Consider the following 23113-nt stretch of genomic DNA (forward strand, 5'->3'; position numbering starts at 1 on the left):
AAACAGGCTGCTTAGATAGCTTTTTTAGGAGTAACTTTCCCAACTTCCATTTAGAAGGTGATTTGACTGTATTTTCAGAATAATTAGAGTATAACCATTAAGGAGGAATAGATTTGAAGTTAAAAAGTCTTGCAACATTGTCTCTTGCTGTTTGTTTAGCCATTTTGCCGTCTAATGGACAAGCGTTTGCCTCTCCTCAAATCGATGCTAATAAAGAGGTCGATACCTCAAAAGAAGTTGGAAACTTTCAAAAAGGTGAAGTTGTCGTCACTATGAAACCAGGAAAATCTTTGTCTGGGAAAGAGTTAAGTCATTTAGGTGCCAAAGTTGTTGATGACCATAGCAAAGTTGTCAACACCCAACTTAAAGTACTTGAAGTAGGAAATATAGATGCTGTTGTAAAAGCATTAAGTAATAACCCTAATGTTGAATATGCAGAGCCTAATTACATATTTAACGCTACGTTCACTCCAAATGATCCGTTATACAGTGATCAATACGGACCTCAAAATACACATACACCTGCCGCTTGGGATGTTACCCAGGGGGACAGTAGTCAAGAAATTGCAGTCATCGATTCAGGAGTCTACTATGACCATCCTGATTTGATTGATAAGACGATCCTCGGTTATGATTTCGCACAAAACGATAACGACCCTAAAGACTTGAATGGTCATGGGACCCACGTAGCTGGAACTGCTGCTGCTGAAACCAATAACGCTACAGGTGTAGCGGGTATGGCTCCGGAAACTAAAATTCTAGCAGTCAGGGCCTTAGGAGCCAATGGTAGTGGATCGCTTAATGACATAGCAGATGCCATTCGTTATTCAGCTGATGCAGGCGCCGAGGTCATCAATATGTCTCTTGGTTGTAACTGCGATTCCCAAACGCTAGAGGACGCGGTCAATTATGCTTGGAATAGCGGTTCTGTTGTTGTAGCTGCCGCTGGAAACGACGGCGTTTCAACGACCTTTGAGCCAGCTTCTTACGAAAATGTAATTGCCGTAGGTGCAGTTGATTCTATTAATGATGTCGCCTACTTCTCTAACTATGGTTCTTGGGTAGACGTCACGGCTCCTGGAGTAGATATTGTCTCTACGGTATTGCGAGGAAAATATGACAGCTACTCTGGCACGTCAATGGCTTCTCCTCATGTAGCGGGACTAGCTGGTTTGCTTGCCTCACAGGGACGCACAAACAGTCAGATCCGTGCAGCTATCGAGCAAACTGCCGATCCTATTAATGGAACAGGCACATACTTTGAGCACGGCTTGATCAATTCCTATGATGCAGTAAACTACTAATTTTTTTAAAGGAAGTGAAGCGAAAAGCCTCTGAGGAGTTACCCTCTGAGGCTTTTCGTATTTATCGTCTAAAGGTAACTAATATCATTAATATTTTTTTCTGCATTCTCTAAAATAAATATATCCTTATGGTGCGCCGGAACTTTAGCAATTAAGAATAGTAACCTATTACGCTTAAAAGTGACACTCCTATACCCGTAATAATTATTCCAGTTATAGTCGTAATCAGAACCGTCTTAACATTCCTTGTCTCAACCCATACAGTAATACCTAGAATGATAGTAAAAATCATACCAAAAAATAATGAAGCAAATGGATTTGTTGGAGTTATCCAATCAAACCAACTTATAAAATTCATTATTAAGTCCTCCATTCAGGATTTAGTTTTATAGTATATACGAGTAACTTGAAAAAAGGTTGCTATTTTCTTTTGGTGGAATTTATAACCTTCCACAACCATACAGTACGCATGCAACGCTTCTGAATAACTTTTTTAAACAACCCTTCAAATTGACAATATACCCCCGCATGTATATTATAAAGGTACAACTATATACCTTATAGGGTATTAAATTGAGTTGGGAGGTCTAAATATGAAAAGCATTACTGTATATACGACTACACAGTGCCCCTATTGTGTGATGGTGAAAAACTTCTTAACAGATCAAGACATCCCTTTTAAAGAGGTAAACGTAGAGAGTAACCCCGATATTATGAACCAGCTTGTACAAAAGACTGGACAGTTTGGAGTGCCACAGACCGAAGTAGGTGGACAATGGATCATCGGTTTTGATCCAAATAGTATTATGACAGCAATCGAAAGAAGATAAGAATCCCTAAACTACAATTTGAATCATACAAACAATTAAGCAGCCTAACACACATCATGATATTTCATTGGACGTGAAAGAAGGGTTAAACGTGACAACCAAAAAAGTCGTATATTTTGTGTCATTAAGCTCAAACGTTCCCTATGTACTCAAGGAAGCATTAGAAAAAGCAAAGGATAAAAACGAAGTGAAAATATTTTTCGATCTTGATGGCGCGCGTGCTCTGGATCAACGTTATCTAAACCAACTAAATCGAACACATGGTACTGATCTCGAATTCCTCTTAAAAACAGCATTGGATTCGGGTGTCAAGCTGTATGGTTGTCAGATGAATGTATTGATTGCCGATGGCTTAGTACTGGTCGATGGAGTGGAAATCGCCGGGGTCGCAACCTTCTTGGAAACCGCATATCAGGCTGATGATGTTTTAAGCTATTAAAATTAGGGAGGGACCATGTATGGGATCGAAAAAAGTCGTTGTTTTGGCTCTACATGATGAACTAGAATCCGCTTATCCACCATTAAATGTTGCCACAGGAGCTGCCTCTTCTGAAGCAGAAGTCATCTTGGCTTTTTCTCGTAAAGGCGTAAATATTCTTAAAAAGAATTATACTCCTGTCCCCTCTGATGGCATGGAGTATTTACCGAAGGCATTAAAAGGGTTTAATGCAGCATCCATACACGAACTGCTGGAGATTGCCGTTGAAACTGGCGTTAAACTATATGTCGTTGATTTGGATATGGATAATGATGCAGATTTCATTTATCCCACAGAACAAGTTCCTATCAAATGGGTCTTAAATGAGGCTGCTTCTGCAGATCTTTTTCTCCATTTTTGAATTAATAGGTGCACGTTTTAAAAAGCTCTCATCTATCCTTTGAGAGCTTTTGTTAATGTATCTTACTTTTTCTTTTCTTAGACATATTCATTCATCGCATATAATTTCTGCCGATTCCTCTTATTGAAGGCGTGTTTTCTAGACACCTGGCATTAATGAGTATTAACTCTGTATTAGCTTGTATTATATGCTTAAGAGGTGAAACGGCAAATAGATCTCTACCTTAAAATTTTATACTTCTTCAGTACCTTGATATAGAAAGAAACCCCTATAAACCCGACTAAATAGATGACAAATGTCCAGAAAATGTTCCAACCATTAGAATAAAGAATTTTACCTGACCAAACAGCTAAAAGTTCTAGCAAGGTAGTGATAATTGTGAATAAAAAAATAAGCAGAGGAATTTTGACTATTTCCTTAACTTTTATGTAACCAAATAAACAGGCTAACAAGGGGAAGTAACCGATTTTGTATGGAAACGCTGACAAGGAAGGGTTATGATCAAAAACCGGAGAAACAGCCCAAAAAAATCCAAACCCCCAATCACTGCCCACAAATCCAGTGGCTACCCCTATTGGGTACAATAATGTTATTAATGGCGGTTTTTTTTTGAATAAGTATCCTATTATTACCGTGGGAATAAGTAAACCGCACAATACATTGATCCACATCTATGAGAACTCCTTTTAATTATTATTGCTTAGAGTTCCCTAAATAGAAGGTGTTATTAAAAAAGCTATATCTCGATTACATACGAGTCCTTATGTTTTTAGTACCCCTATTAGTAATCTGCGCGGTATATATTAAATTTTTCATGAAAACCTATACTAGCTACCTTAATTCGCTTTATCCCCCTTCGAAAGCGTAAGAATTTTACCATTGAGGGTGTTGATATTTGTTTTACGGATTTAGAAGGAAAAATTGAGGGTCTTACAGAAAAACTACATCGGATGTATCTGGAGAACCCTCAAAACCCCCATTTAATTACTATTTCGCAATCTTTAGACGAGCTCTTGTACGTCAAACTAAGTAAAAGAGAGATACCTTTTAGCTTAGTCTATAGTTTATTGCGAAGGCCACCCTGCATCTTAAGGGTGGCTCTTTATTTATTTAGCTGCGCGTGCCTATTTACCAGTAACATTGGATGGGCGTGCCTCCCCTGGTAAAGTTGATCAGGATCATTCCAAACTTTCACTCGCCGTCTATCTTACGTATTTGTTTTATCTTTCACCCCAAAATAAGAAAAAGGTTAATTTGACAATAATGTAAGCGCTATTATAATGGAAAAATAAAGGTAAAACTTAGTGCAGAGATTTAGAGCGTTCACTCAAAAACTATCCTGCAGAACCAGAATTATTTTGGTGGATTCTTTACATACTCTCCTAAACTACCAATCCTATTATTGAGAGGAGCGTACATTTGAAAAAGCATTCCTTTTCCATGTTTAGTTTGTTCATCGTTTTCTTTTTCATCGTACCGAATCTATCCAGCGCTGAAAGTGATGAAGATTTTTTACTAGAGCAAGGCACACCGCCACCTGGAGCTAATGATTCGAGTTGTGAGCCTACTGCCGATAAACCAAACCCCGTCATTCTTGTTCCCGGTACATTTGAACGCAGTGCCCAAAATTGGTTGGAGCTTTCCCCAGCACTTGCAAGTAAAGGCTACTGTGTCTATGCATTAAATTACGGACTTACTCACGCCGGGGCTTCTACAGGTCCTATTGAAGAATCCGCTCAAGAATTGAAAAGTTTTGTTGAAAACGTTCTTCAACTCACCGGTGCAGATCAAGTAGATATTATTGGGCATAGCCAGGGCGGAATGATGCCAAGATACTACCTTAAATTTTTAGGTGGGGACAAATATGTAGACAACTTAATTGCTTTTGTGCCTTCTAATCATGGAACAAATGGATTGTTTAATTTCGAAAGACTAACCACAGATCTGGCTGACCTCACTTCTTGTATAGCCTGCCAACAACAACTAACAGGATCGGAATTCCTTGAAAACCTAAACAGTGGAGAAGAGACCCAAGGAAGCGTCTCTTATACAGTTTTAACTACAGAAACTGATCAAGTGGTCGTCCCCTATACCTCCGCTTTCCTTGAAGGACCGAAGAAACAAGTATCGAACATTACAATACAAGATTACTATCCACTGAACCTAATTGGTCATCAGGGAATCGTATATGATCCATTTTCCTTTGCTTTTGTTTTCGATGCTCTTACTTATGATGGTCCGGCAGATGCTGAACGAGCGTTAATGATGCACTAGTGAAGGAAAGTAACTCCCTTTAGTTAAAAACCTTATTTCACGTTAACCAAAAAGTTGTCATACAATTAAACGCTGTGCTTATCAGTCAGGAGTTCATCTAAGGCCTTCTGCTCGAATCCCTTAATGATTAGCCAGAAGGCCATTACCATCTCCTGTATCGCCAGTGGCAAATATAACGTATTTAAGTTCGTATCCAGTCCAAATAACTTTAATAAGTCGACAGACACGTAGATAACTGCTCCGATCAGACCCCAGAGAGACAACCAACGAGGGATAAGTTTGGTGAGATAGAAGAGGACGTATAACAATATGGCTCCGATGATAAAAACAATAGTTAAAATGGGACTTATTATGTCTCTTGCCTGAAGCAAAACATTGCCAACAGCCCGTAAAGATGCTCCCTCCGCCTCAACGGTTATGAACTCTTGGCTGTACACGCCTAACAATAGCCAACTAACTGCCATCAAGATATATGTGCTTCCCTCTAGTGCTCCACGGAAAATAACCATCCCTAATGCGAGAGTTTCATTTTTCTTTTTGAAGAGCGGGTAAAGAAAAACAGGCATAGCCGTTAACGAAAGTCCCATCAAGAGCACTAAAAATGCACCAAGGTTAATTTGAGAAGGATTACCAGCAATTTTGGTTAGAAAATCCCCTCCAACAAGTAGATTTCTGGTAACAATGAGGCTAAAAATTCCCGAAACAGTTCCAATGATATAGAGGATACCTACAATCACTGCTGTCAGTCTGTAAGATTTCACCTTTTTGTGCTCCTTTACTTTTCTATGTGGTTATAAAATTTTACGTATGCTCGTTTAGCCGTATGAATATAAAAAATCACTTGATAGCCGCTAAGATAAAGTTGCTATCATAACCTATATATTCGCTTACCATTATTAAATGACCTCTTACAACCCCCCCACTTTTGATAGATCATTTTTCTATTTTATTCCAAAAATCTTACCTAAATGTCTATGAGGAGGCGATCTCTTTGTTCGAGATTCGCCTCCGATTGTTGAAGATTTGAAATGGAGATGATTTAATTGAACTCATTTGATGTAATAACCTTTTTTAAACTTCCCTAATTATGGATTTTCCTCTGGTTTGATTTTTATCAAGCCATTGCCACTCTTCATGTAGTTCAATTTTCCCCTCAGAGATTATATGGGGAACAGATTTGCATTTCCCTCCTCTGATTTCGTTTGCCGTGTTCACATGATTATATCGGAATTCTAAAGTTTCATCCGTATATACGATCCCTACTAACTTCCCTTTGACTATCTCTCCCCCAGAATAATCAGCATAAAGGATATTTCCTTCTTGATAATAGTTAAAATATGTTTTGGAAGATACTTCACCACTCTCCGTATTCTCTACTGAAACAAAATGGCGATTATTATAATTAATCTTTTTTATATCCCTCCTTGAACTTGTAAGCAAAAATATTATCACTTAATTTTAAAAAATAACACAATCTATTTAACCTCTACTAAGAATGTGTAAGAACTTTCCCCGTTTGACCAATGGGCCATTACCTCTACAACATATTTCCCTCTCTTAGAAGGGAGGGATATTTTATTATGGTTTACTTCCAATTCTTTACTTCGCCTTTGATCTTTCCAAGTGTAAGTGTTTATTTTAGGGTTTGAGTCATCGGAAAAATTTAAAGTGGCATTTCCACCAGGTTTTACAGTTTCGATATTCATATCCTCAGCTATCTGATAAGGAGCAGCAGCATCAGCAATCACAGCCTCATTTGAAAATAATCCTTTTGTTTCCCATGTATATGTTCCTTTTACAGCTGGAAAATCCTTTTGCTCAATATTAACTGTTAAATCTGGTGGCTCTTCATCAACACTATCTTTCATGCAACCTGTTACTATGGTTAAAGACAATAAAATGATAGATAAATACTTAACTGTTTTAATATTTATTCCCTCCTCAATGGCTCTGAAATTGACTAATAGTAACATGTTACACTTCATAATGCTCACCTTTTTATAAAAATGAGAAAACTGTTATCTTTTTGTAGAAAACTTTCGTCATTCCAGTCAATAAACAAATAATACTAATAGCCCACAGAACCCCTGCTGACCCCAAACGCATTGAAGCTACCTCAGAAGCCATTGATTGATGGGTGGTTGAGTTAACTCGCATTGCATTTAAAAGCGCAATTCCTGCAAAAGAAAAAAGAATAAAATGGACTATAAATAAATTAAAAGCACTTTTATTGCTTTTGTTTCTGATCCTCAAAGTAATTACAGTCATTAATGAAATCACCATAAAAATTGAAAATACAAAAACTAGCATTGGATATACCTCTTGCTCCATCGGCATATAACCTTCCCCCTACTAATGGTCCTTTATTAGACAATCGCCCAATTGAAGATACATAAGATTCCGGAATCTACAAAAAAACAACATGTTATGTTGACTTTTGGAAATTATTCAGTTTCTAACTGCTTACGGATCCAATTTTTAAAAGACAATGGTACTATTTTATTGATCAATGGTAGAAAGAAAAGAATCAAGCCTGAAACTCCCAAAATCACACTGAAAATTAAGAATCCTAGCGCGTGTTGGGGGATATTAGTTTCTGGAACTCTTTCTGCTGTTTGAATTCCTAAGAAACTAATTCCTATTCCATCTCCATCAGCATTCGTCCCTATCACTTTTAACTCCATTCCTTTTTCGTATGCCTTATAAGATAAGTAACCGATGAAAACCACAGCCAATATTCTAATGAATTTCACTCTATCACCTCCACACCATAAATAGAAATGATCACAACGAGAGTTTTCTCAATCGTCACTTCCCCTGCTTTCAACCTTGCTATATGGACGATCCTAAGACTTCTTTAGTTTCAATTGTATCTTTTCTTCAGATATTACCCACTTACTAATATGAAATGAACGATTGTACTATTACGTAATCGCCCGATAATCCTGTCCTTTTCAGTTTAAAATAAATACTCTTCTCTAAAAAAATGACTATCTCAAAATACTCATCAACGTGGCTAACTTCACAAAAAAAGCAGACATATGTCTGCTTTTTGCACTCCATATAGTAAAACTTCCTACGTACACCACTATTGAATCGTAACCTTCATCTTACGCTGCTGATTCTTAGCATCCGCAGGATCAACGACTTCGTCATTATACAAGTGACAGGCCACATAGTGTTCCTTCTCCACTTCTTGCCAGACCGGTGCTTTTTCCGCACACACTTCCATCGACATCGGGCAGCGTGTTCGGAATACACATCCGCTCGGTGGATTGATCGGGCTCGGGATCTCGCCTTCAATAATGACTTGCTCGCGCTGATCTTCAATATCAGGGTCCGGAATCGGGATCGCTGACAAAAGTGCCTTTGTATAAGGATGGAGCGGTTTGTCATACAGCTGCTCACTGCTTGTGAGTTCTACCATATGGCCGAGATACATGACACCAATCCTATCGGAGATGTGCTGCACCATCGATAAATCATGGGCGATGAACAAGTACGTCAGCCCCTTTTCTTCCTGCAGGCGTTCAAGCAGATTGACGACCTGCGCCTGTACAGATACATCAAGCGCAGATATCGGTTCATCTGCGATGATGATGTCTGGGTCAAGGGCGAGCGCACGAGCGATCCCGATCCGCTGTCGCTGACCGCCGCTGAATTCATGCGGGTAGCGGTTGGCATGATCGCGGTTTAACCCGACTTCTTCGAGCAGTTCATAAACTCTTGCCATCCGCTCCTTATTGGATGAAAAAAGGTTATGAACCTCCATTGGCTCTGAGATGATTTCAGCTACCGTCGAGCGCGGGTTTAGGGAGGCATATGGATCCTGAAATATCATCTGCATCTGGCGTTTTAAAAGAAATTGTTCTTTTTCACTGAGATTATGGACGCTTTTTCCTTCGTAGATCACTTCGCCGTCCGTTTTATTGTACAGATTCATAATCGTCCGTCCGGTCGTCGACTTCCCGCAGCCAGATTCGCCGACAAGCCCGAACGTTTCCCCTTTATAAATATCAAAGCTTACGCCGTCTACCGCTTTTAGCGTCTTGCCTTTTCCTAAAGAAAAATGCTTTTTTAAGTTTTTCACTTCAAGGGTTTTGTGCGGGCTCATGTGGACCCCTCCGTGTCTTGCCAGTAGCGCCTGGCTGAGCATAGTTCTTTTTCATAAACCGTATCTTTCAAGTCGATGATTTCGATCGCTTTTCCTGTGTTCGGGGAGTGAAGCATCTTCCCTTCGCCATAATAAAAGCCGACGTGATGGATGCGGCCTTTTCCTTCTTCATAGGCAAAGAACAAGAGGTCTCCTGGCTTCAGCTCATCAAGCGGCACTTCTTTTCCAGCCATGGCCTGATCCGTTGCATCACGGGGAATTTCATAGCCACAGGCTTTGTGCATGTTGTAAGCGAATCCGGAGCAGTCGTAACCGTACGAACTCATACCGCCCCAGAAGTAAGGAAGGTCAAGAAAAATTTCTCCCGCTCGAATGAGGTCTTCGCCGCTGCCTTTAGGAACCGCTTCACAAGACGGATACAACGTTACATCCTCTAAAGCAAAATAGCCTTCCCCATCAGGCGTCCGGACCTTCACCCACTCTTCTTCTTCCTTAAGCGCAGGTAAGGACGTAAGGTAGCTCAGTTCTACTAATGGCTGTCGTTGCTCATTCAGTAAGACCGCTTGTTTCGTATGTACGACGGCAATCCCGTTTCCTTGCCATTCGTTTTCTGGAATTTCCTTCAGCTGGCTTGCCGGTACAAATCCCGGGTAGCCTCGATCATCTTTTTTAGAGGCTTGTGTCGGAACAACAACCTTCGCCCAGCCTTCTTTCAACACATCGACAATAACTTCTTCTCCATATAACAACTGAGATTGAACGAGGTTATCCTCACATAAAGCGAGGCTCGTATCATAAGACAAGCTGTTCAGCCACTCCGTCATGGAAGCTGCATCTGAAATTCCGCGTTGATCCACATCGCGCGGGGCATCCGGTGCCGTCCAAACGGTGGCGACAGGAACCCGGACAACCCACGTCGTTTTTGTGCTTTGTGTTTGTGTCATCGTTGACCTCCTTATTGGTTATGAAATCACCTGCTCCAGGCTTACGTTTTGTATGCCTAGCCCAGATTCGTCAGGCAGCGCCATCTTAGCCTGTTGATAGGAAACACCGCCATCGACAGGGTCATCTGTAAGCATGAGCGGGGCATCGAAATCGACTCTTGTGATATTCTTCTGACTTGCTGCAAAATGAGCGGCGGCGGTAATCGCAAGCTTCGTTTCAATCATGCTGCCGACCATGCACTCGACACCGAAGCTCTCAGCTAAATGATTAATTTTTAGTGCCTGATGAATGCCGCCTGCTTTCATTAGTTTGATATTGATCAAGTCGGCACTTCTCGTTTCCAGCACGCGACGTGCGTCTATCGGAGAAAATACACTCTCATCAGCCATGATCGGTGTGTACGTGTGGTCTGTTACTTGCTTTAACCCTTCGATATCATGAGCCTTGACGGGCTGCTCGATCAGTTCGATCGGTAAGTTGAGGTCCTCCATCCGTCGGATAGCGTAAATCGCTTCTTTCACTTTCCAGCCCTGATTGGCGTCGAGTCTGATTTTCACCTGATGGCCGACACGTTTTTTGATCGTTAAGATGCGCTCGATATCTTTTTCGATCGTATCTTTGCCTACCTTCACCTTGAGGATCTTGAATCCGTTTTGAACATATCGTTCTGCATCATCTGCCATTTCATCGGGTTCATTCACACTCACCGTATAATCGGTTTCCATCGCCTTGTTGTACCCGCCAAGCAGCTGGTAAAGAGGAAGCTGGCACTGCTTTGCTACACAATCATAGATCGCCATATCAACCGCTGCTTTTGCGCTCGTATTGCCGATACAGCTTTTGTGAAGCTTTTCAAATAGCACTTCCCGATCGAGAAGTGATTCGCCGGTAAGTAAAGGGGTGAATATGTGCTTGATCGTATGATTGATGCTGACAAGACTTTCTCCTGTAATGACGTGGGTTGGTGGGGCTTCTCCCCAGCCAGTGATGCCGTTATCACACTTGATTTTCACGTAGATCGACTCCGCTACGGTCACGGTTCTTAATGCCGTTTTGAACGGAGTATGCAGGGGGACGGCCACCTGATACGTATCGATCGACTGAATTTTCATCGTCCTTCCTCCTTTCTTACTGAACACCCGGTTCGATCGTTAATGTCTTGCTTGAGCTTGATAACGTCGCTTTTGCTCCCAGCGGTACCGCAAAATGAGGCTGGCAATGGCCGATTTTAAAGCCTGATACGACAGGTTTATTCAATCTTGAAAAATAATAGTCGTACACGTCTTCAAGAGTAAGCGATTGATCTCTTTTTTTCGGTTCGGCTTCACTAAAGTCACCAACAACGATCCCTGCCGCTTCCTTTAATTTACCGGCCAGCTTCAACTGACTTAAAAAGGAATCAACCCGATAAGGCTCTTCCCCGATATCTTCAATGAGGAGTAACTTCCCTTTCGTATCCAGTTCATATGGCGAACCCATTGTATTGACAAGCAGAGACAAATTCCCGCCGACCAGCTCTCCTTCCGCCTCACCGTCTGAGATGGTTTGTAAGGGAGAAAAGGATTCCGTGTACTGCAGAGTTTCCGGTTGAAACAGCTGCTGGAACATCGCTCTGGACCTTTCTTCAAACGAATCTTTCCCGACATCGGAACTTAACATCGGGCCGTGAAACGTCACGAGTCCGGTCTTTTGGCGGATCGCTGTATGTAAATAGGTAATGTCGCTGTAGCCCCAGAAGGTTTTCGGATTCGACTTAATCAAGTCAAAATTGATTGATGAAACGATTCTTCCCGTCCCGTACCCGCCTCCGGCACAGATGATTCCGCTCACATCAGAATCAGTGAACATGGCATGAAGGTCATCGAGGCGTTCCTGATCGGTCCCTGCTAAATAGCCATACGTCTTCGATACGTTCGGCCCCACCTTCACCTGCAGTCCGAGATTTTCTAAAAAAGGAATCGCTTTTTCCAAGTTTTCGAGATTAGGAGGGCTGGCTGGAGCAATTACTCCAACCGTGTCTCCCTTTTGCAACCGTTTGGGTAGAATCATTTACTGTTCCTCCAATGGCATGAAAAGAGGCACGCGTGCACCGAAGTGCAAGTGCCCCTTTTTCACCGGTTATTGTTTGTCTGCCCACTTTAGCTCCAAGTACCCAACTGGGTGGCGGACGATGTCTTTGACAGAATCTTTTTCTAAGACAACCTGGTTGTAGAAGTGAATCGGGAAGATCGGCATGTCTTCAAAAAGGACCTTCTCTGCTTCATACATATGCTCCCAGCGCTTGGCCTCATCCGTTTCATTTTTCGCTTGTTCAATCAATTTGTCATACTCTTCATTGGACCAGCCTGTACGGTTCATAGAAGAATCAGTCGTAAAGCTTTCCAGGAAGTTGATTGGATCGGCGTAGTCTGCTAAGAATGAGCTACGTGACAGCTGGTGCTTCAAATCTTTTTGGTTTTGCAGGAAGACATTCCACTCCGCATTCGCAAGCTTAATATCGATGCCAAGGTTCTCTTTGTACATTTGCTGCATCGTTTCCGCTACAGCTTTGTGAGACTCACTCGTGTTGTAAGAAAGCGTGATTTCCGGAAGCTCGTCATAGCCTTCCTCTTTCATGCCTTCTTCAAGCAGTTTTTTCGCTTCTTCTGCATTGAACTCTACCAACTTGCCGTTATGCTCACGGAAGTCATCACCGGATGGACCTTCAAATCCGTAAGACACAAATCCATAAGCTGGTTCTTCTTTATTTTTCGTAACGTACTCGACGATGTCCTGCTGGTTCACAGCCATCGCAAGTGCTTTTCTAATTTTCGTGTTCTGGAATGGCTCTTCATTGACGTTAAAGCGGAAGAAGTACGTACCCGCCTGATCCGTTATCGACACCTGGTCGCTATCAAGCAGCTTCTCAGACAGGTCTGCTGGAATACCTGACGTATCGAGCTCGCCGCTTTCATACATTTGATATTCCGTATTTACATCATTGACCATGGCCCAGTGGACTTCATCAAGCTTCACAGTCTCTTTGTCCCAATACTCTTCGTTTTTCTTAAACAGCATTTCGTTGTCATGCTTCCATTCAGCTAATGTGAATGGTCCGTTACCTACAAAGCTGTCTGCTTCTGCGTACCATTCTGGATTCTCTTCAGCCACCTTCTCGTTCACCGGGAAGAAGGCTGGATTGGAGATAATATTTAAAAAGTATCCGGTAGGAGCTTTCAATGTCACTTTCAACTCTTTATCATTCACAGCCTCGACCATAACATCATCCCGGGATCCTTCACCCGTGTTATACGCTTCGCCGCCTTCAATGAAGTAACCAAGGAAGGCTGCTGGTGAAGCCGTTTCTGGATCTAATAGACGCTTCCAGGCGAACTCAAAGTCCCCTGCGGTCACGTCATCGCCGTTGGACCATTTAGCATTTTCACGAATCTTAAATGTGTACACTTTCCCGTCTTCAGACACTTCCCATTCCTCAGCTGTAGCCGGCTGCGGGCTGTGGTCTTTGCCTAGACGAGTCAAACCTTCCATCAAGTTGTTTAGCGCGTTCCATGAAACAGAGTCAAACCCTTTTGGCGGATCAAAGGAAGTCGGCTCTTCCCCATTGTTTAACAAAAGTGTTTTCGTTTCGCTGTCACTGCCGCTTTCCTGATTGCTATCGTCACCGCCTTCACTGCTTGAACTGTCAGTCGCCGTACAAGCCGCTAATACAACAACAAGCATTACCCCCAGTAGTACCGTAAGCCATTTTTTCATGCTTTTTTCTCCTCTCTAATTTGTTGTTACCATATATTTTTTAGCTCGCTCATCCTGAAGCCAGCAATCTACTTCATGTGTAGCGCTAAGCTCGGATTGGAACGGATAAACTCGGCTGCAGACTTCCATCGCCATCGGACAGCGCGCAGTAAACGGACACCCTTCAGGTGGAGAAAATAAATCTGGCGGGGTTCCATCAATTGGAATCAACTTCTCGCCTTTTTGATCAAGCCGCGGCACCGAGTGCAACAGCCCTTTCGTATAAGGATGCTGAGGTGTATAGAAAATTTCTCTTCTCGTCCCTGTCTCGATTACCTTACCGGCATACATAACGGCAATTCGATCGGCAATTTTGGCCACCACCCCGAGGTCGTGGGTGATCAAGATGATAGAAACGCCTGTCTGATCCTGAATTTTTTTGAAAAGCTGAAGAATCTGTGCCTGAATCGTCACATCAAGAGCTGTCGTCGGCTCATCTGCAATCAACAGCTCTGGTTCGCATATGAGAGCCATGGCTATGACGATCCGCTGCCGCATTCCTCCGGAGAATTGGTGAGGATACTGCTTTAAACGCTCATCCGGATTCGGGATCCCAACAAGGTTCAGCATATCCACCGCAAGCTTATTCGCTTCTTTTGTTGAAATTGAACGGTGATGCCTCAAGCCTTCAGTCAGCTGAGTTCCAACCGTAAGTGTCGGGTTCAAGGCGGTCATCGGATCCTGGAAGATCATTGAGATGTCCACCCCACGGATCGAGCGTACTTCTTTGTCAGGAAGCTTTGTCATATCGCGTCCTTTGAAGTAAATCGATCCTTGCTTAATCTTTCCGGGCGGGGATGGAATCAGCTTCATAATGCTGTTGGCTGTCACACTTTTTCCGCATCCCGATTCACCGACAATCGCAAGCGTTTCTCCCTTGTAGAGCTCTAGATTCACTCCTCTTACGGCCTGCACTTCGCCGCCGTAAGTGGTAAACGATACATGAAGGTCTTGAATATCGAGTATTTTTTCCATCGTTGTCTACCTCCTAAGCCTCGGATCAAGCGCATCCTGCAACCCGTCACCTAGCACGTTAAAGGCAAACATTGTTGCCGATATGAAGAAGGCAGGGAAGAACAGACGCCACCAGTCTCCGGATAAAATGACTCCAAGCGCATCATTGGCCATCATTCCCCAGCTTGCGTATGGCGACTGAATGCCAAGGCCTAAGAAACTCAGGAATGCTTCAGCAAAAATGGCCGTCGGCACCGTCAACGTCATTTGGACGATGATCGGTCCCATTGTATTTGGAAGCAAATTTTTCCGGATGATGCGTTTCGTTTTCGCCCCGAACGATTGCGAGGCCATGACGAATTCATTGTGTTTCAGCTGCAGCACTTGTCCGCGTACAATCCGGGCCATACCCACCCATCCAGTCACAGTCAAAGCTATGATGATGGTTAGTAAGCTCGGCCCCATCACAACGAGCAGCAAGATCACGACAAGTAAGTATGGTAGACCGTAGAGGATTTCAATCACCCGCATTAACACACTATCAACGCGTCCTCCCTTATAACCGGCAATCCCTCCGTAGGCTACTCCGATAAAAAAGTCAATTAAAGCAGCCATAAGACCGACGAACAAGGAGATGCGTGCCCCGTACCACGTCCTCGTAAAGACATCTCGTCCGAGTTCATCGGTTCCGAACCAATGCGTCGCGGATGGGGGCATATTTTGATTGGATAACACTTGTTCTGAAACGCTGTGCGGTGAAATCCATGGACCAATCACAGCCATGATTCCTAAGAGGATAAGGAAGACCAGACCGGACATGGCGAGCCCGTTTTGCCGGAGCCTGCGCCACGCGTCCTCCCAGTAAGACAAAGAAGGCCGGACGACAGATTCAGCTTCATCGAGATCTTTTTTCTTCGGCTGAAACCATTCATCAGGAATAGATGACTGATTGGATGGCTGTTTATCTTTTGTTGCTGGAATCACATCATTTCCCTCCTTCATTGTGTAACTTGATTCTCGGGTCGAGGAGTCCGTATGCGATATCGACTAAGAACAGCATGAAGACGAGAAATGCACTGTAAAATACGGTCGTCCCCATAATAACCGGGTAATCACGCTGGTTGATGCCTTCAACGAAATATTTGCCCATGCCTGGAATCGCGAAAATCTTTTCGATAACAAAGGTTCCCGTCAAAATTCCCGCAAGCAATGTACCAAGAATGGTGACTACAGGCATCAAAGCATTTTTAAGCGCATGTTTGACAATAATTTTCACCGGCGATAATCCCTTTGCCCGGGCGGTCTTGATGTAATCCTGCGTCAATGTCTCAAGCATGCTGGACCTTGTCAGACGGGCGATGATCGCCATCGGTCCTGTGGCAAGCGCCAAAATCGGCAAGACCATATGCATCGGACTGCTCCATGTGGCCGCAGGGAATAGGCTCCAGTTGACCGCGAGCTCTTGAATGAGGAGTGTTGCGAGCACAAAGTTCGGGATCGAAATTCCAAGAACGGCAATGGTCATTGCGATATAATCAATGACCCCGTTATGTTTCAATGCGGCAAAAACGCCTAAGATCACCCCTGAAACCAGGGCTAACAGTACGGTCCAAATTCCAAGCTCTGCCGAGATCGGAAATCCTCTTCCGAGTAAGGAATTCACCGTCTCCGTCGGCTGTTTGATCGACGGTCCGAAATCAAGCGTTACGATCGATTTCAAATAGAGCACATATTGAATAACTAACGGTTCATTCAGGTGAAAGTGTTCCTCCAGGTTCTGCTGAACAACTTCATTGGTTGTCCGCTCTTCATTGAAAGGAGAGCCTGGAATTAAATTCATTAAGAAAAACGTGAGTGTTGCAATGATAAATACGGTGACAATCATAAGCATGAAACGTTTCACTATGTACTTCGCCATCCGTGTCCCCCCTAACTCGACGTAGTCCTTACGGCAAGGTCAGTCATGACAAGCATAGCTTGATAGGCTTCTAATATATCTTTAGCCCTGAAAGTAACGGTCGTTGAATTCGGCTCGATTTCCGTGCCCGGCATCAAGTTCGCCCATTCGGCTTGTCCATAATTCATGAATTCAATTCTTAGCGTTGGGTGATCAGGTGGAACAAGAGGCTCAATCTTTGAGCGATTATGTAAGGCTTCTTCCGTTTTTTGCTGCAGCAATTCTCCAGCTTTTTTCGGTGTTAAACTTTTGACGGATGATCTTGAAATGGTCTCTTTGACTGGTGCTGTGACGATATTCGGAATCAGCTCTTCTGCTTCCCTTGCTGCACAATCATCACCAGCGACCATCAGAACAGGCACCCCGTAATAGCCTGCAACATAAGCATTGAAACCGAGTTCGCCGACGGCCACATCGTTTATGTAAAAATTGCGGACCCCGAAGGTCATGGAATGTGAGAGCACTCCCTTTTGCGCACCGCGGGCGTGATAACCGACGAAAATGGCTCCTGAAAATGAGCTGTCGAGCCCCTGCATCATCGAGTAAGGCTTCACACTACCCGTGATCAGCTCTGCATCGGGGTGAATCTCGTCGATCAAAAGATTGTTCATCTTGGAATGGCTGTCGTTCACTAACACTTCTTTTACTTCGTTACTGTAGGCCGTTCGTATGACATGGTTCGTTTCTTCAGTCATGATTCTTCGAGAACGCTCATAATTGTGTTTCGACGAATCAACAAACGTATAATCAGGGATTCCAGTGATCCCTTCCATGTCGACGGATAAATAAAGTTTCACCGTCGTTCTTCCCCCTTGAAGTTTTATTTTAAAATTACTAATTTTCAAACAACTATATCAAAGATTTCCAATTCAGGCAATAGAAACCTAAGACCTATGTCATAGTTAATCATCCGTTATTTCGCTATTTTTCTGCTTTTTTGTTTTTACAAAATAGGGACTATGGGCTGGTAAGAAGGAAAAGACTAGCAATATAGTTAGATAAAAGGGAAACGGTTGGGGTACAATGAACCTGGAAGCAACGATGGAAATCCAATCACAAAGGAGGTCTATCCATATGAATTCATTTATGGAACGAGCGGTAGCCCTGGCTGCAGAAAATGTACGATCGGGAGGACAGCCTTTCGGGGCAGTTCTTGTGAAGAATAACGAGGTTGTAGCGGAAGGTGTGAACGAGATGCATCTGAACTATGACGTTAGTGGACATGCAGAGCTACTTGCGATCCGACGTGCTCAGGAGGCGCTTCAAACCCATGACCTATCAGGCTATACGATGTACGCAAGTGGAGAGCCTTGCTCAATGTGCCTGACTGCCATGTACTTTGCGGGCATTCAGGATGTCTTTTACTGTGCATCGGTTGAAGAAGCGGCGCAGGTTGGCTTAGAGAAATCAAAGGAAGTTTATGATGATCTGCAAAAAACGAAAGGTGAACGTTCTTTTGTAATGAAGCAGGTGCCTTTAGAAGCTGGACAGGAAAATCCAATGAAAATGTGGGATGAGCGCTCAAAAAATAAGGGAACTTCCTGATTGAGGGAGTTCCTTTTCTTTTGGTCTGACACATATAAAAGGAGCATCCTGAAAAAACAGGAAGAAAAGGAATTGGTGAGGACAAAGACGAGTATAATTTTAAAAATTCCTAAAAGGAGAATAGAATGGCCAAGTATTGGGTATATAAAATCCTCATTAATTTGGTGTTCTTAGGTGCCACCAGTTACAGCTTACTACAGGGGAATACTTTAGGTTTTATCGTTCTGGTGGCCGTAGGGGCTATATGTATGGTTTTGTTAATCCTGAATGATCGATTCAATCGAAAAGATAAGAAAAAAGAGAATCAGAAAGAGATTAGTTAAGTGCAGCCTAAGCAGCTGTCTTTTTTTTGCTTAAATAGCGTTCAAACTAAAACACCTTTTTTGTTATTCCAGTAAAACTTCTAAACCTATCTTAAATGCAGGGAAAGACTCTCCCCATGAGTCGTTGTGATCGTGTGGAAGGTTTTTCCTGATATCGTTTGTGGTAAGAAAGAGATTAAAATGTGCTCCCTATAATAGTGGAGCTTAATTATTGATTAAAAATCAATTTATATTATGAGATTTTATTTAACGGGTATGGGTTAGTAGTTGGAGGTGCAATTATGGAAATAAAATCACTATTACAAAAGCCCTGGATCTATAATTTAGGCATTTTTCTTATTATAGCTTCTATTCTCACGTGGGTGCTTTCACCTGTTGTCATTCCCTTTTTACCTCTATCAAGTAAAGTGAAGGCGATTAGCATCACAAGCAGTCTTGTTATTGGAGAGGTGATCTTTTGGATTGGAGCTTTGATGGTAGGAAAAGAAGCAGCAAAAAAAATCAGAAAATCATTCAATCCAAAAAGCTGGAAAAATAAAATTGTCCAAAAACGATCCGATAGAGAAGATTAGAAACTATCTACCATCCCAAAACCTGATTAAAGTGGAGCCATCCTGAGGTAACCATCTTGCTGATCTATTAAATACAAGACTATGCTTTTTTTAAATGAAAACCCTCGTTTAGTGGGAAAGGAACACTTCTATAGATTTTATGAAGGAAGAACATCGTCTATAAGGAATCGGCGGGACCCTAGAAGAGTATAATTTTAAAACACCTAAAAGGAGAATGGAATGACTAAGTACTGGGTGTATAAAATCCTTATTAATCTGACGTTCACTGGTCTTCTAGTTTACAGCTTAATCCAGCGGAATACTTTAAGTCTCATCATTCTGGTGACCTCAGCAGTTATTTGTTCAGTTTTGATAATCCTGAATGATCGTATAAACCGAAAAGGCAAGAGAAAAGAGAAGGAGAGAGACTAGTTAAGGGCAGCAAAGCGGCTTGGGCATTTCGTTCACTATACTTCTGTTACCAGCATTTCTTACACAACCTTTTCACAGGTCCATGCTATAATGATGTGACATAAGAGTTACTAGGAGGATTGTCATTGAAAAAAATAACGATCGTTCTTTTGATGTTCGTCGTAGTTACGCTCAGCGGTTGCTCGTTCCTCGATGGGGTTACTAACACCTTAAATTATGCCGATAAGGCTACAGACTATGCGAATGAGGTAAATACCTTCGTAAATGAAGTTCCTTCACTGGCTGAACAAGCGACGACAGATGAGCAGGCGGCACAAGAATTAGAAAAACGTCTGGAAGATATGAAGAAAGATATAGAAGAATTTAATGAAGTGGAAGAACCATCAGTCGGTGCCGACCTGCACCAGCAGGTAGTTGATCGCAACGAGCAAGCCCTTCAAGGGATAGATACCTATTTAAATAATATGGAAAATGGGAAACTGGATCCATCTGTCATTGAGAACACAGAAATATTCCAAACCTTAAGTGAGATTACCAATACGATTGATCAAATTAAACAATTAGGCGAGTAAGCTTAGCGAAGGCATTCTTTTACAAGGGTGCCTTTTTTAGGTTAAAAATGCAAATCGAAGCACATATAATAAACAAGAATGAGCCTTGAAATGCTTGAAAATCGTATTTATAAAAATAAGCGGATAAGGAGAATAGGATGTCGAAATACCGAATATATCGAATCCTCATCATTTTCTCGTTCTATGGAGTCTCCTATTATGGCATAATGGAACGGAATTTTAAGATTATGGCTACCGCATTTGTAATATTTATAGTGCTGTTAATTCTGAATGATCGAGTCAATCGAAAAAACAAAAGAAAAGAGAACGGGTAATAAATTTACTTACAGCCTAAAGCGGCTGTTTTTTTATGGTTTAAAAAATGTAATTAACTCCCTTTCCTTATACAATGGCCCTCTAATATTGAAGACTCAACCCCAAGATCATTCAAGAGGAAACAGAGTTTAAATGTTGAATGATTGTTTGTATTTCATCTAATTCATCCATGACATAATCTGCTTTTACTTTCTCCCATTGACGGTTATTTTTCCAAACTCCTTTCATTCCAACTTCTTTTGCTGCTTTTACATCGTTCTTTGGATGATCTCCGATAAATACACATTCTTCCGGGTCCACCTTAAGCCTTTCACATGCTCTTCTAAAAATTGTTGGATCAGGCTTTTTAACCCCTTCCCAATCTGATATAAGAATTGTATCTATGTATTTGTCGATTTCCAAAGCCTTCATGTTATCCATTTGGAACTGCCCTTTACCATTGGTTATCATCCCAATAAGAAAGTTATTTTGTTTCAGTCTCTCTAGCGTTTCCAAAACATTAGGAAACGGTACACAGTTTTCTTTGAAGTTATTTAAATAATCTTCTAGTAATTCCTCACACGTAATCCCCTGGATGGAAAACTCCCTAATTAATTGTTTATACACCTTGTCCTTCCAAACATACCCATGATTATCTAGTTCAATAAACCTTTGTACGTATTCCTCTTTCGGAAGTTGATAGAGCGACTCATTCAATCGCTCATACTGATTGGATATAAAAATCTTTAGAGATTCCTCCCTGTTCAATAAAGTCCCATCCAAATCAAAAATAACTGCTTTTATAATGTTAATCCCCCCCTTATAGACAATTAATGTTATAACTTCCCTACCTTTATGTAAGGAGCGGAAAATAAACTATTCGCCCCTATTGTTGGAAAAATTCAAAACTGCGTTTAGCGAGGTTGTTCATTTTCACGATCTCCTAAGGCCACCCGTGAGGCACTCTTTGAGCTGACTCGCTGAAGCATATATTCAAGCAGGAAAAGGTAATCCTGCTGGTGACCCGTGTTTTTCGAAAGCTCAGATAATTGCTCTAAAATATACAGACAGTCATTTTCATATAGGCTATAGTTATCAAATCCTAAAATGGTCTGGCGGGCAAATTCCCACAAATCTTCGTGCACTTCCTTATCCATTGTCTTACTCAGCAGGGAGATCATCGTTAAAAGCTCCGTCATAACGTTCGAATTCTGATTAGCATACTCGCGAATGGAGGCAAATCCCTTATGAAGGTAATACCTGAAATTCTTTTGATTTAGGATAATGCGAAGCTCTTCTTCCTTGTCGAAAAGGTAAGGAGAGAAATTGGTAGACTGTCCAATGCTTTTTAACAAATCAGCAATCTGATGAATCGTATTCGTAACCGTAAGAGGGTCATTATGACCTAAAGCTTTAATGGCTACTTCGGCAAGCTTAATTAGCCCATATTCTAGGTCTTGAATTTCAGTTTGTTTGACTCCGATCTCAATAGACTTGAAGTAACGGTCGGGATTAATGGTTTGTCCGTATTCCCAATAAGTAAGCACCGGTGTTCCCTCAACGACAAATTCTCCAATCCTGACATCGAACCTCAGAAGAATGTCGTCCCTATTCGCCTGTTTAATCAGTCGTGAAAAGTCTGCGACTTGAAGATAACCAGATTGGCTGGTTTTTATAACCTTTCCATCAGATTCAGAGGGGAGAGACTCTCTCTCTACTTCCTTCTCAAGGTGGTAAGGCTTTAATTCTTTTTCCAGAGAAGCCTGCACCGATTTTGACTTGGCATTCATATTGAAACTGATATTGTGAACCTGCATCCAAGTGGTTGTATGATTGATAAAGTAAATAAAGGTCACAGCAGCCGTAATGGCTGTCAAAATTGATAAGATCGGCGTTGCAACAATATACTCCTCTTCTTCATGTGTCACGTAGAAAAAGTTTAAAAGCACATAAATAAAACTGCCATTAAAAATACCGAGTACGTGCTGAGTTGCTCGGTCACTGACAAAGTTTACAAGCATTTTAGAAGAAAACTGCCCACTGAACGTTGTTAACGCTACGAGCAGGGAGTTAATTGTAAAAGCACTTAAGGTCAGCACCCCTCCAACAAGTGCACTCAAAAGAACCTGCAGGGTCTGTCCGCTGAAACCGATCGCAGCTGGCAGATATAAGCTGACATCAATCCCATAATCAAGATAAAAGGTAAACGCGGATAAACTGATCGCTCCAATGATATACCAAAAAGGCATAAACCAAAGGGTTGATTTTAATTCACTTTTCCGCTGACGTCTCGACATTTTAAAATATTTCTTTATATAGTAAAAGAATCCCATATGATCTCCATTCTATTCTTCAGAGTTTTAAATACTTCTATTTCCTACCCTTGA

Annotated in this window: 27 protein-coding genes; 10 read left to right on the plus strand and 17 right to left on the minus strand. The window is 42.0% G+C overall.

The window, feature by feature from the left end:
- Positions 1 to 113: 113 nt before the first annotated feature.
- The 4 genes from ACRYKC_RS02060 to ACRYKC_RS02075 all read left to right on the plus strand — a co-directional run bounded on the left by ACRYKC_RS02060 (position 114) and on the right by ACRYKC_RS02075 (position 2973).
- A complete protein-coding gene (locus ACRYKC_RS02060) occupies positions 114 to 1304 on the plus strand; it encodes a S8 family peptidase (RefSeq protein WP_433804989.1) in 1191 nt (396 codons plus the stop codon).
- 593 nt (positions 1305 to 1897) lie between these two features.
- Entirely contained in the window at positions 1898 to 2134 is a 237-nt protein-coding gene (locus ACRYKC_RS02065; RefSeq protein ID WP_433804990.1) for a glutaredoxin family protein, read from the plus strand.
- A 91-nt stretch (positions 2135 to 2225) separates the two neighbouring features.
- A complete protein-coding gene (locus ACRYKC_RS02070; protein ID WP_433804991.1) occupies positions 2226 to 2573 on the plus strand; it encodes a DsrE/DsrF/DrsH-like family protein in 348 nt (115 codons plus the stop codon).
- A gap of 19 nt (positions 2574 to 2592) precedes the next feature.
- Complete coding sequence (locus tag ACRYKC_RS02075; RefSeq protein ID WP_433804992.1) at positions 2593 to 2973, plus strand: peroxiredoxin family protein; 381 nt, start codon at positions 2593 to 2595, stop codon at positions 2971 to 2973.
- Between the two features lie 218 nt (positions 2974 to 3191).
- Here ACRYKC_RS02075 and ACRYKC_RS02080 read toward each other — a convergent pair whose 3' ends face one another.
- A complete protein-coding gene (locus ACRYKC_RS02080) occupies positions 3192 to 3644 on the minus strand; it encodes a CBO0543 family protein (protein ID WP_433804993.1) in 453 nt (150 codons plus the stop codon).
- A 249-nt stretch (positions 3645 to 3893) separates the two neighbouring features.
- On the opposite strand from ACRYKC_RS02080, the gene ACRYKC_RS02085 reads away from it, so the two are divergent.
- Both ACRYKC_RS02085 and ACRYKC_RS02090 read left to right on the plus strand, forming a co-directional pair.
- A complete protein-coding gene (locus ACRYKC_RS02085; protein WP_433805123.1) occupies positions 3894 to 4139 on the plus strand; it encodes a hypothetical protein in 246 nt (81 codons plus the stop codon).
- Positions 4140 to 4413: 274 nt separating this feature from the next.
- Positions 4414 to 5247 carry an esterase/lipase family protein gene (locus ACRYKC_RS02090; protein ID WP_433804995.1) on the plus strand — a complete coding sequence of 278 codons (834 nt, stop codon included), beginning with the start codon at positions 4414 to 4416 and terminating at the stop codon, positions 5245 to 5247.
- A 65-nt stretch (positions 5248 to 5312) separates the two neighbouring features.
- Here ACRYKC_RS02090 and ACRYKC_RS02095 read toward each other — a convergent pair whose 3' ends face one another.
- The 14 genes from ACRYKC_RS02095 to ACRYKC_RS02160 form a co-directional block, all read right to left on the minus strand.
- Positions 5313 to 6008, minus strand: a complete 696-nt coding sequence (locus ACRYKC_RS02095; RefSeq protein WP_433804996.1) for a DUF4386 domain-containing protein — start codon at positions 6006 to 6008, stop codon at positions 5313 to 5315.
- A 310-nt stretch (positions 6009 to 6318) separates the two neighbouring features.
- On the minus strand, positions 6319 to 6687 hold the full coding sequence (locus ACRYKC_RS02100) for an avidin-fold protein (protein ID WP_433804997.1): 369 nt from the start codon (positions 6685 to 6687) through the stop codon (positions 6319 to 6321).
- 35 nt (positions 6688 to 6722) lie between these two features.
- A complete protein-coding gene (locus ACRYKC_RS02105; RefSeq protein WP_433804999.1) occupies positions 6723 to 7220 on the minus strand; it encodes a hypothetical protein in 498 nt (165 codons plus the stop codon).
- Positions 7221 to 7245: 25 nt separating this feature from the next.
- Complete coding sequence (locus ACRYKC_RS02110) at positions 7246 to 7584, minus strand: hypothetical protein (protein ID WP_433805000.1); 339 nt, start codon at positions 7582 to 7584, stop codon at positions 7246 to 7248.
- A 107-nt stretch (positions 7585 to 7691) separates the two neighbouring features.
- A complete protein-coding gene (locus ACRYKC_RS02115) occupies positions 7692 to 8000 on the minus strand; it encodes a hypothetical protein (protein WP_433805001.1) in 309 nt (102 codons plus the stop codon).
- A gap of 335 nt (positions 8001 to 8335) precedes the next feature.
- Complete coding sequence (locus tag ACRYKC_RS02120; protein WP_433805002.1) at positions 8336 to 9361, minus strand: ABC transporter ATP-binding protein; 1026 nt, start codon at positions 9359 to 9361, stop codon at positions 8336 to 8338.
- Complete coding sequence (locus ACRYKC_RS02125; RefSeq protein WP_433805003.1) at positions 9358 to 10305, minus strand: C40 family peptidase; 948 nt, start codon at positions 10303 to 10305, stop codon at positions 9358 to 9360. The genes ACRYKC_RS02120 and ACRYKC_RS02125 overlap by 4 nt, the downstream gene beginning before the upstream one ends.
- 18 nt (positions 10306 to 10323) lie before the next feature.
- The gene (locus ACRYKC_RS02130) at positions 10324 to 11418 is read right to left on the minus strand and encodes a mandelate racemase/muconate lactonizing enzyme family protein (protein WP_433805005.1); all 1095 of its coding nucleotides are present in this window, start codon (positions 11416 to 11418) and stop codon (positions 10324 to 10326) included.
- 16 nt (positions 11419 to 11434) lie between these two features.
- Positions 11435 to 12355: a S66 peptidase family protein gene (locus tag ACRYKC_RS02135; protein ID WP_433805006.1), complete on the minus strand. Its 921-nt coding sequence runs from the start codon at positions 12353 to 12355 to the stop codon at positions 11435 to 11437.
- Between the two features lie 69 nt (positions 12356 to 12424).
- Positions 12425 to 14059, minus strand: coding sequence for a peptide ABC transporter substrate-binding protein (locus ACRYKC_RS02140; protein ID WP_433805007.1), 1635 nt, complete (start codon positions 14057 to 14059; stop codon positions 12425 to 12427).
- 15 nt (positions 14060 to 14074) lie between these two features.
- Entirely contained in the window at positions 14075 to 15073 is a 999-nt protein-coding gene (locus ACRYKC_RS02145) for an ABC transporter ATP-binding protein (RefSeq protein WP_433805008.1), read from the minus strand.
- Between the two features lie 6 nt (positions 15074 to 15079).
- Positions 15080 to 16036, minus strand: coding sequence for an ABC transporter permease (locus tag ACRYKC_RS02150; RefSeq protein ID WP_433805009.1), 957 nt, complete (start codon positions 16034 to 16036; stop codon positions 15080 to 15082).
- Between the two features lies 1 nt (position 16037).
- Positions 16038 to 16970, minus strand: a complete 933-nt coding sequence (locus ACRYKC_RS02155; RefSeq protein WP_433805010.1) for an ABC transporter permease — start codon at positions 16968 to 16970, stop codon at positions 16038 to 16040.
- 11 nt (positions 16971 to 16981) lie between these two features.
- Positions 16982 to 17806 (minus strand): M55 family metallopeptidase, encoded by an 825-nt coding sequence (locus ACRYKC_RS02160; protein ID WP_433805011.1) that lies wholly within the window; start codon positions 17804 to 17806, stop codon positions 16982 to 16984.
- Between the two features lie 277 nt (positions 17807 to 18083).
- On the opposite strand from ACRYKC_RS02160, the gene ACRYKC_RS02165 reads away from it, so the two are divergent.
- The 4 genes from ACRYKC_RS02165 to ACRYKC_RS02180 all read left to right on the plus strand — a co-directional run bounded on the left by ACRYKC_RS02165 (position 18084) and on the right by ACRYKC_RS02180 (position 20432).
- Complete coding sequence (locus tag ACRYKC_RS02165; RefSeq protein WP_433805012.1) at positions 18084 to 18554, plus strand: nucleoside deaminase; 471 nt, start codon at positions 18084 to 18086, stop codon at positions 18552 to 18554.
- Positions 18555 to 18679: 125 nt separating this feature from the next.
- A complete protein-coding gene (locus ACRYKC_RS02170) occupies positions 18680 to 18877 on the plus strand; it encodes a hypothetical protein (protein WP_433805014.1) in 198 nt (65 codons plus the stop codon).
- Between the two features lie 281 nt (positions 18878 to 19158).
- Positions 19159 to 19449, plus strand: coding sequence for a transporter suffix domain-containing protein (locus tag ACRYKC_RS02175; protein WP_433805015.1), 291 nt, complete (start codon positions 19159 to 19161; stop codon positions 19447 to 19449).
- A gap of 536 nt (positions 19450 to 19985) precedes the next feature.
- Positions 19986 to 20432, plus strand: a complete 447-nt coding sequence (locus tag ACRYKC_RS02180; protein ID WP_433805016.1) for a DUF6376 family protein — start codon at positions 19986 to 19988, stop codon at positions 20430 to 20432.
- Positions 20433 to 20858: 426 nt separating this feature from the next.
- Here the strand turns inward: ACRYKC_RS02180 and ACRYKC_RS02185 are convergent, their stop codons facing one another.
- Both ACRYKC_RS02185 and ACRYKC_RS02190 read right to left on the minus strand, forming a co-directional pair.
- The gene (locus ACRYKC_RS02185) at positions 20859 to 21533 is read right to left on the minus strand and encodes an HAD family hydrolase (RefSeq protein ID WP_433805124.1); all 675 of its coding nucleotides are present in this window, start codon (positions 21531 to 21533) and stop codon (positions 20859 to 20861) included.
- A 107-nt stretch (positions 21534 to 21640) separates the two neighbouring features.
- Complete coding sequence (locus ACRYKC_RS02190) at positions 21641 to 23059, minus strand: DUF2254 domain-containing protein (protein WP_433805017.1); 1419 nt, start codon at positions 23057 to 23059, stop codon at positions 21641 to 21643.
- Positions 23060 to 23113: the final 54 nt, after the last annotated feature.

Origin of the sequence: Halobacillus sp. A1-3 (assembly GCF_050971765.1) — a bacterium.
In the GTDB taxonomy this organism is placed as follows: Bacteria; Bacillota; Bacilli; order Bacillales; family Halobacillaceae; genus Halobacillus; species Halobacillus mangrovi_B.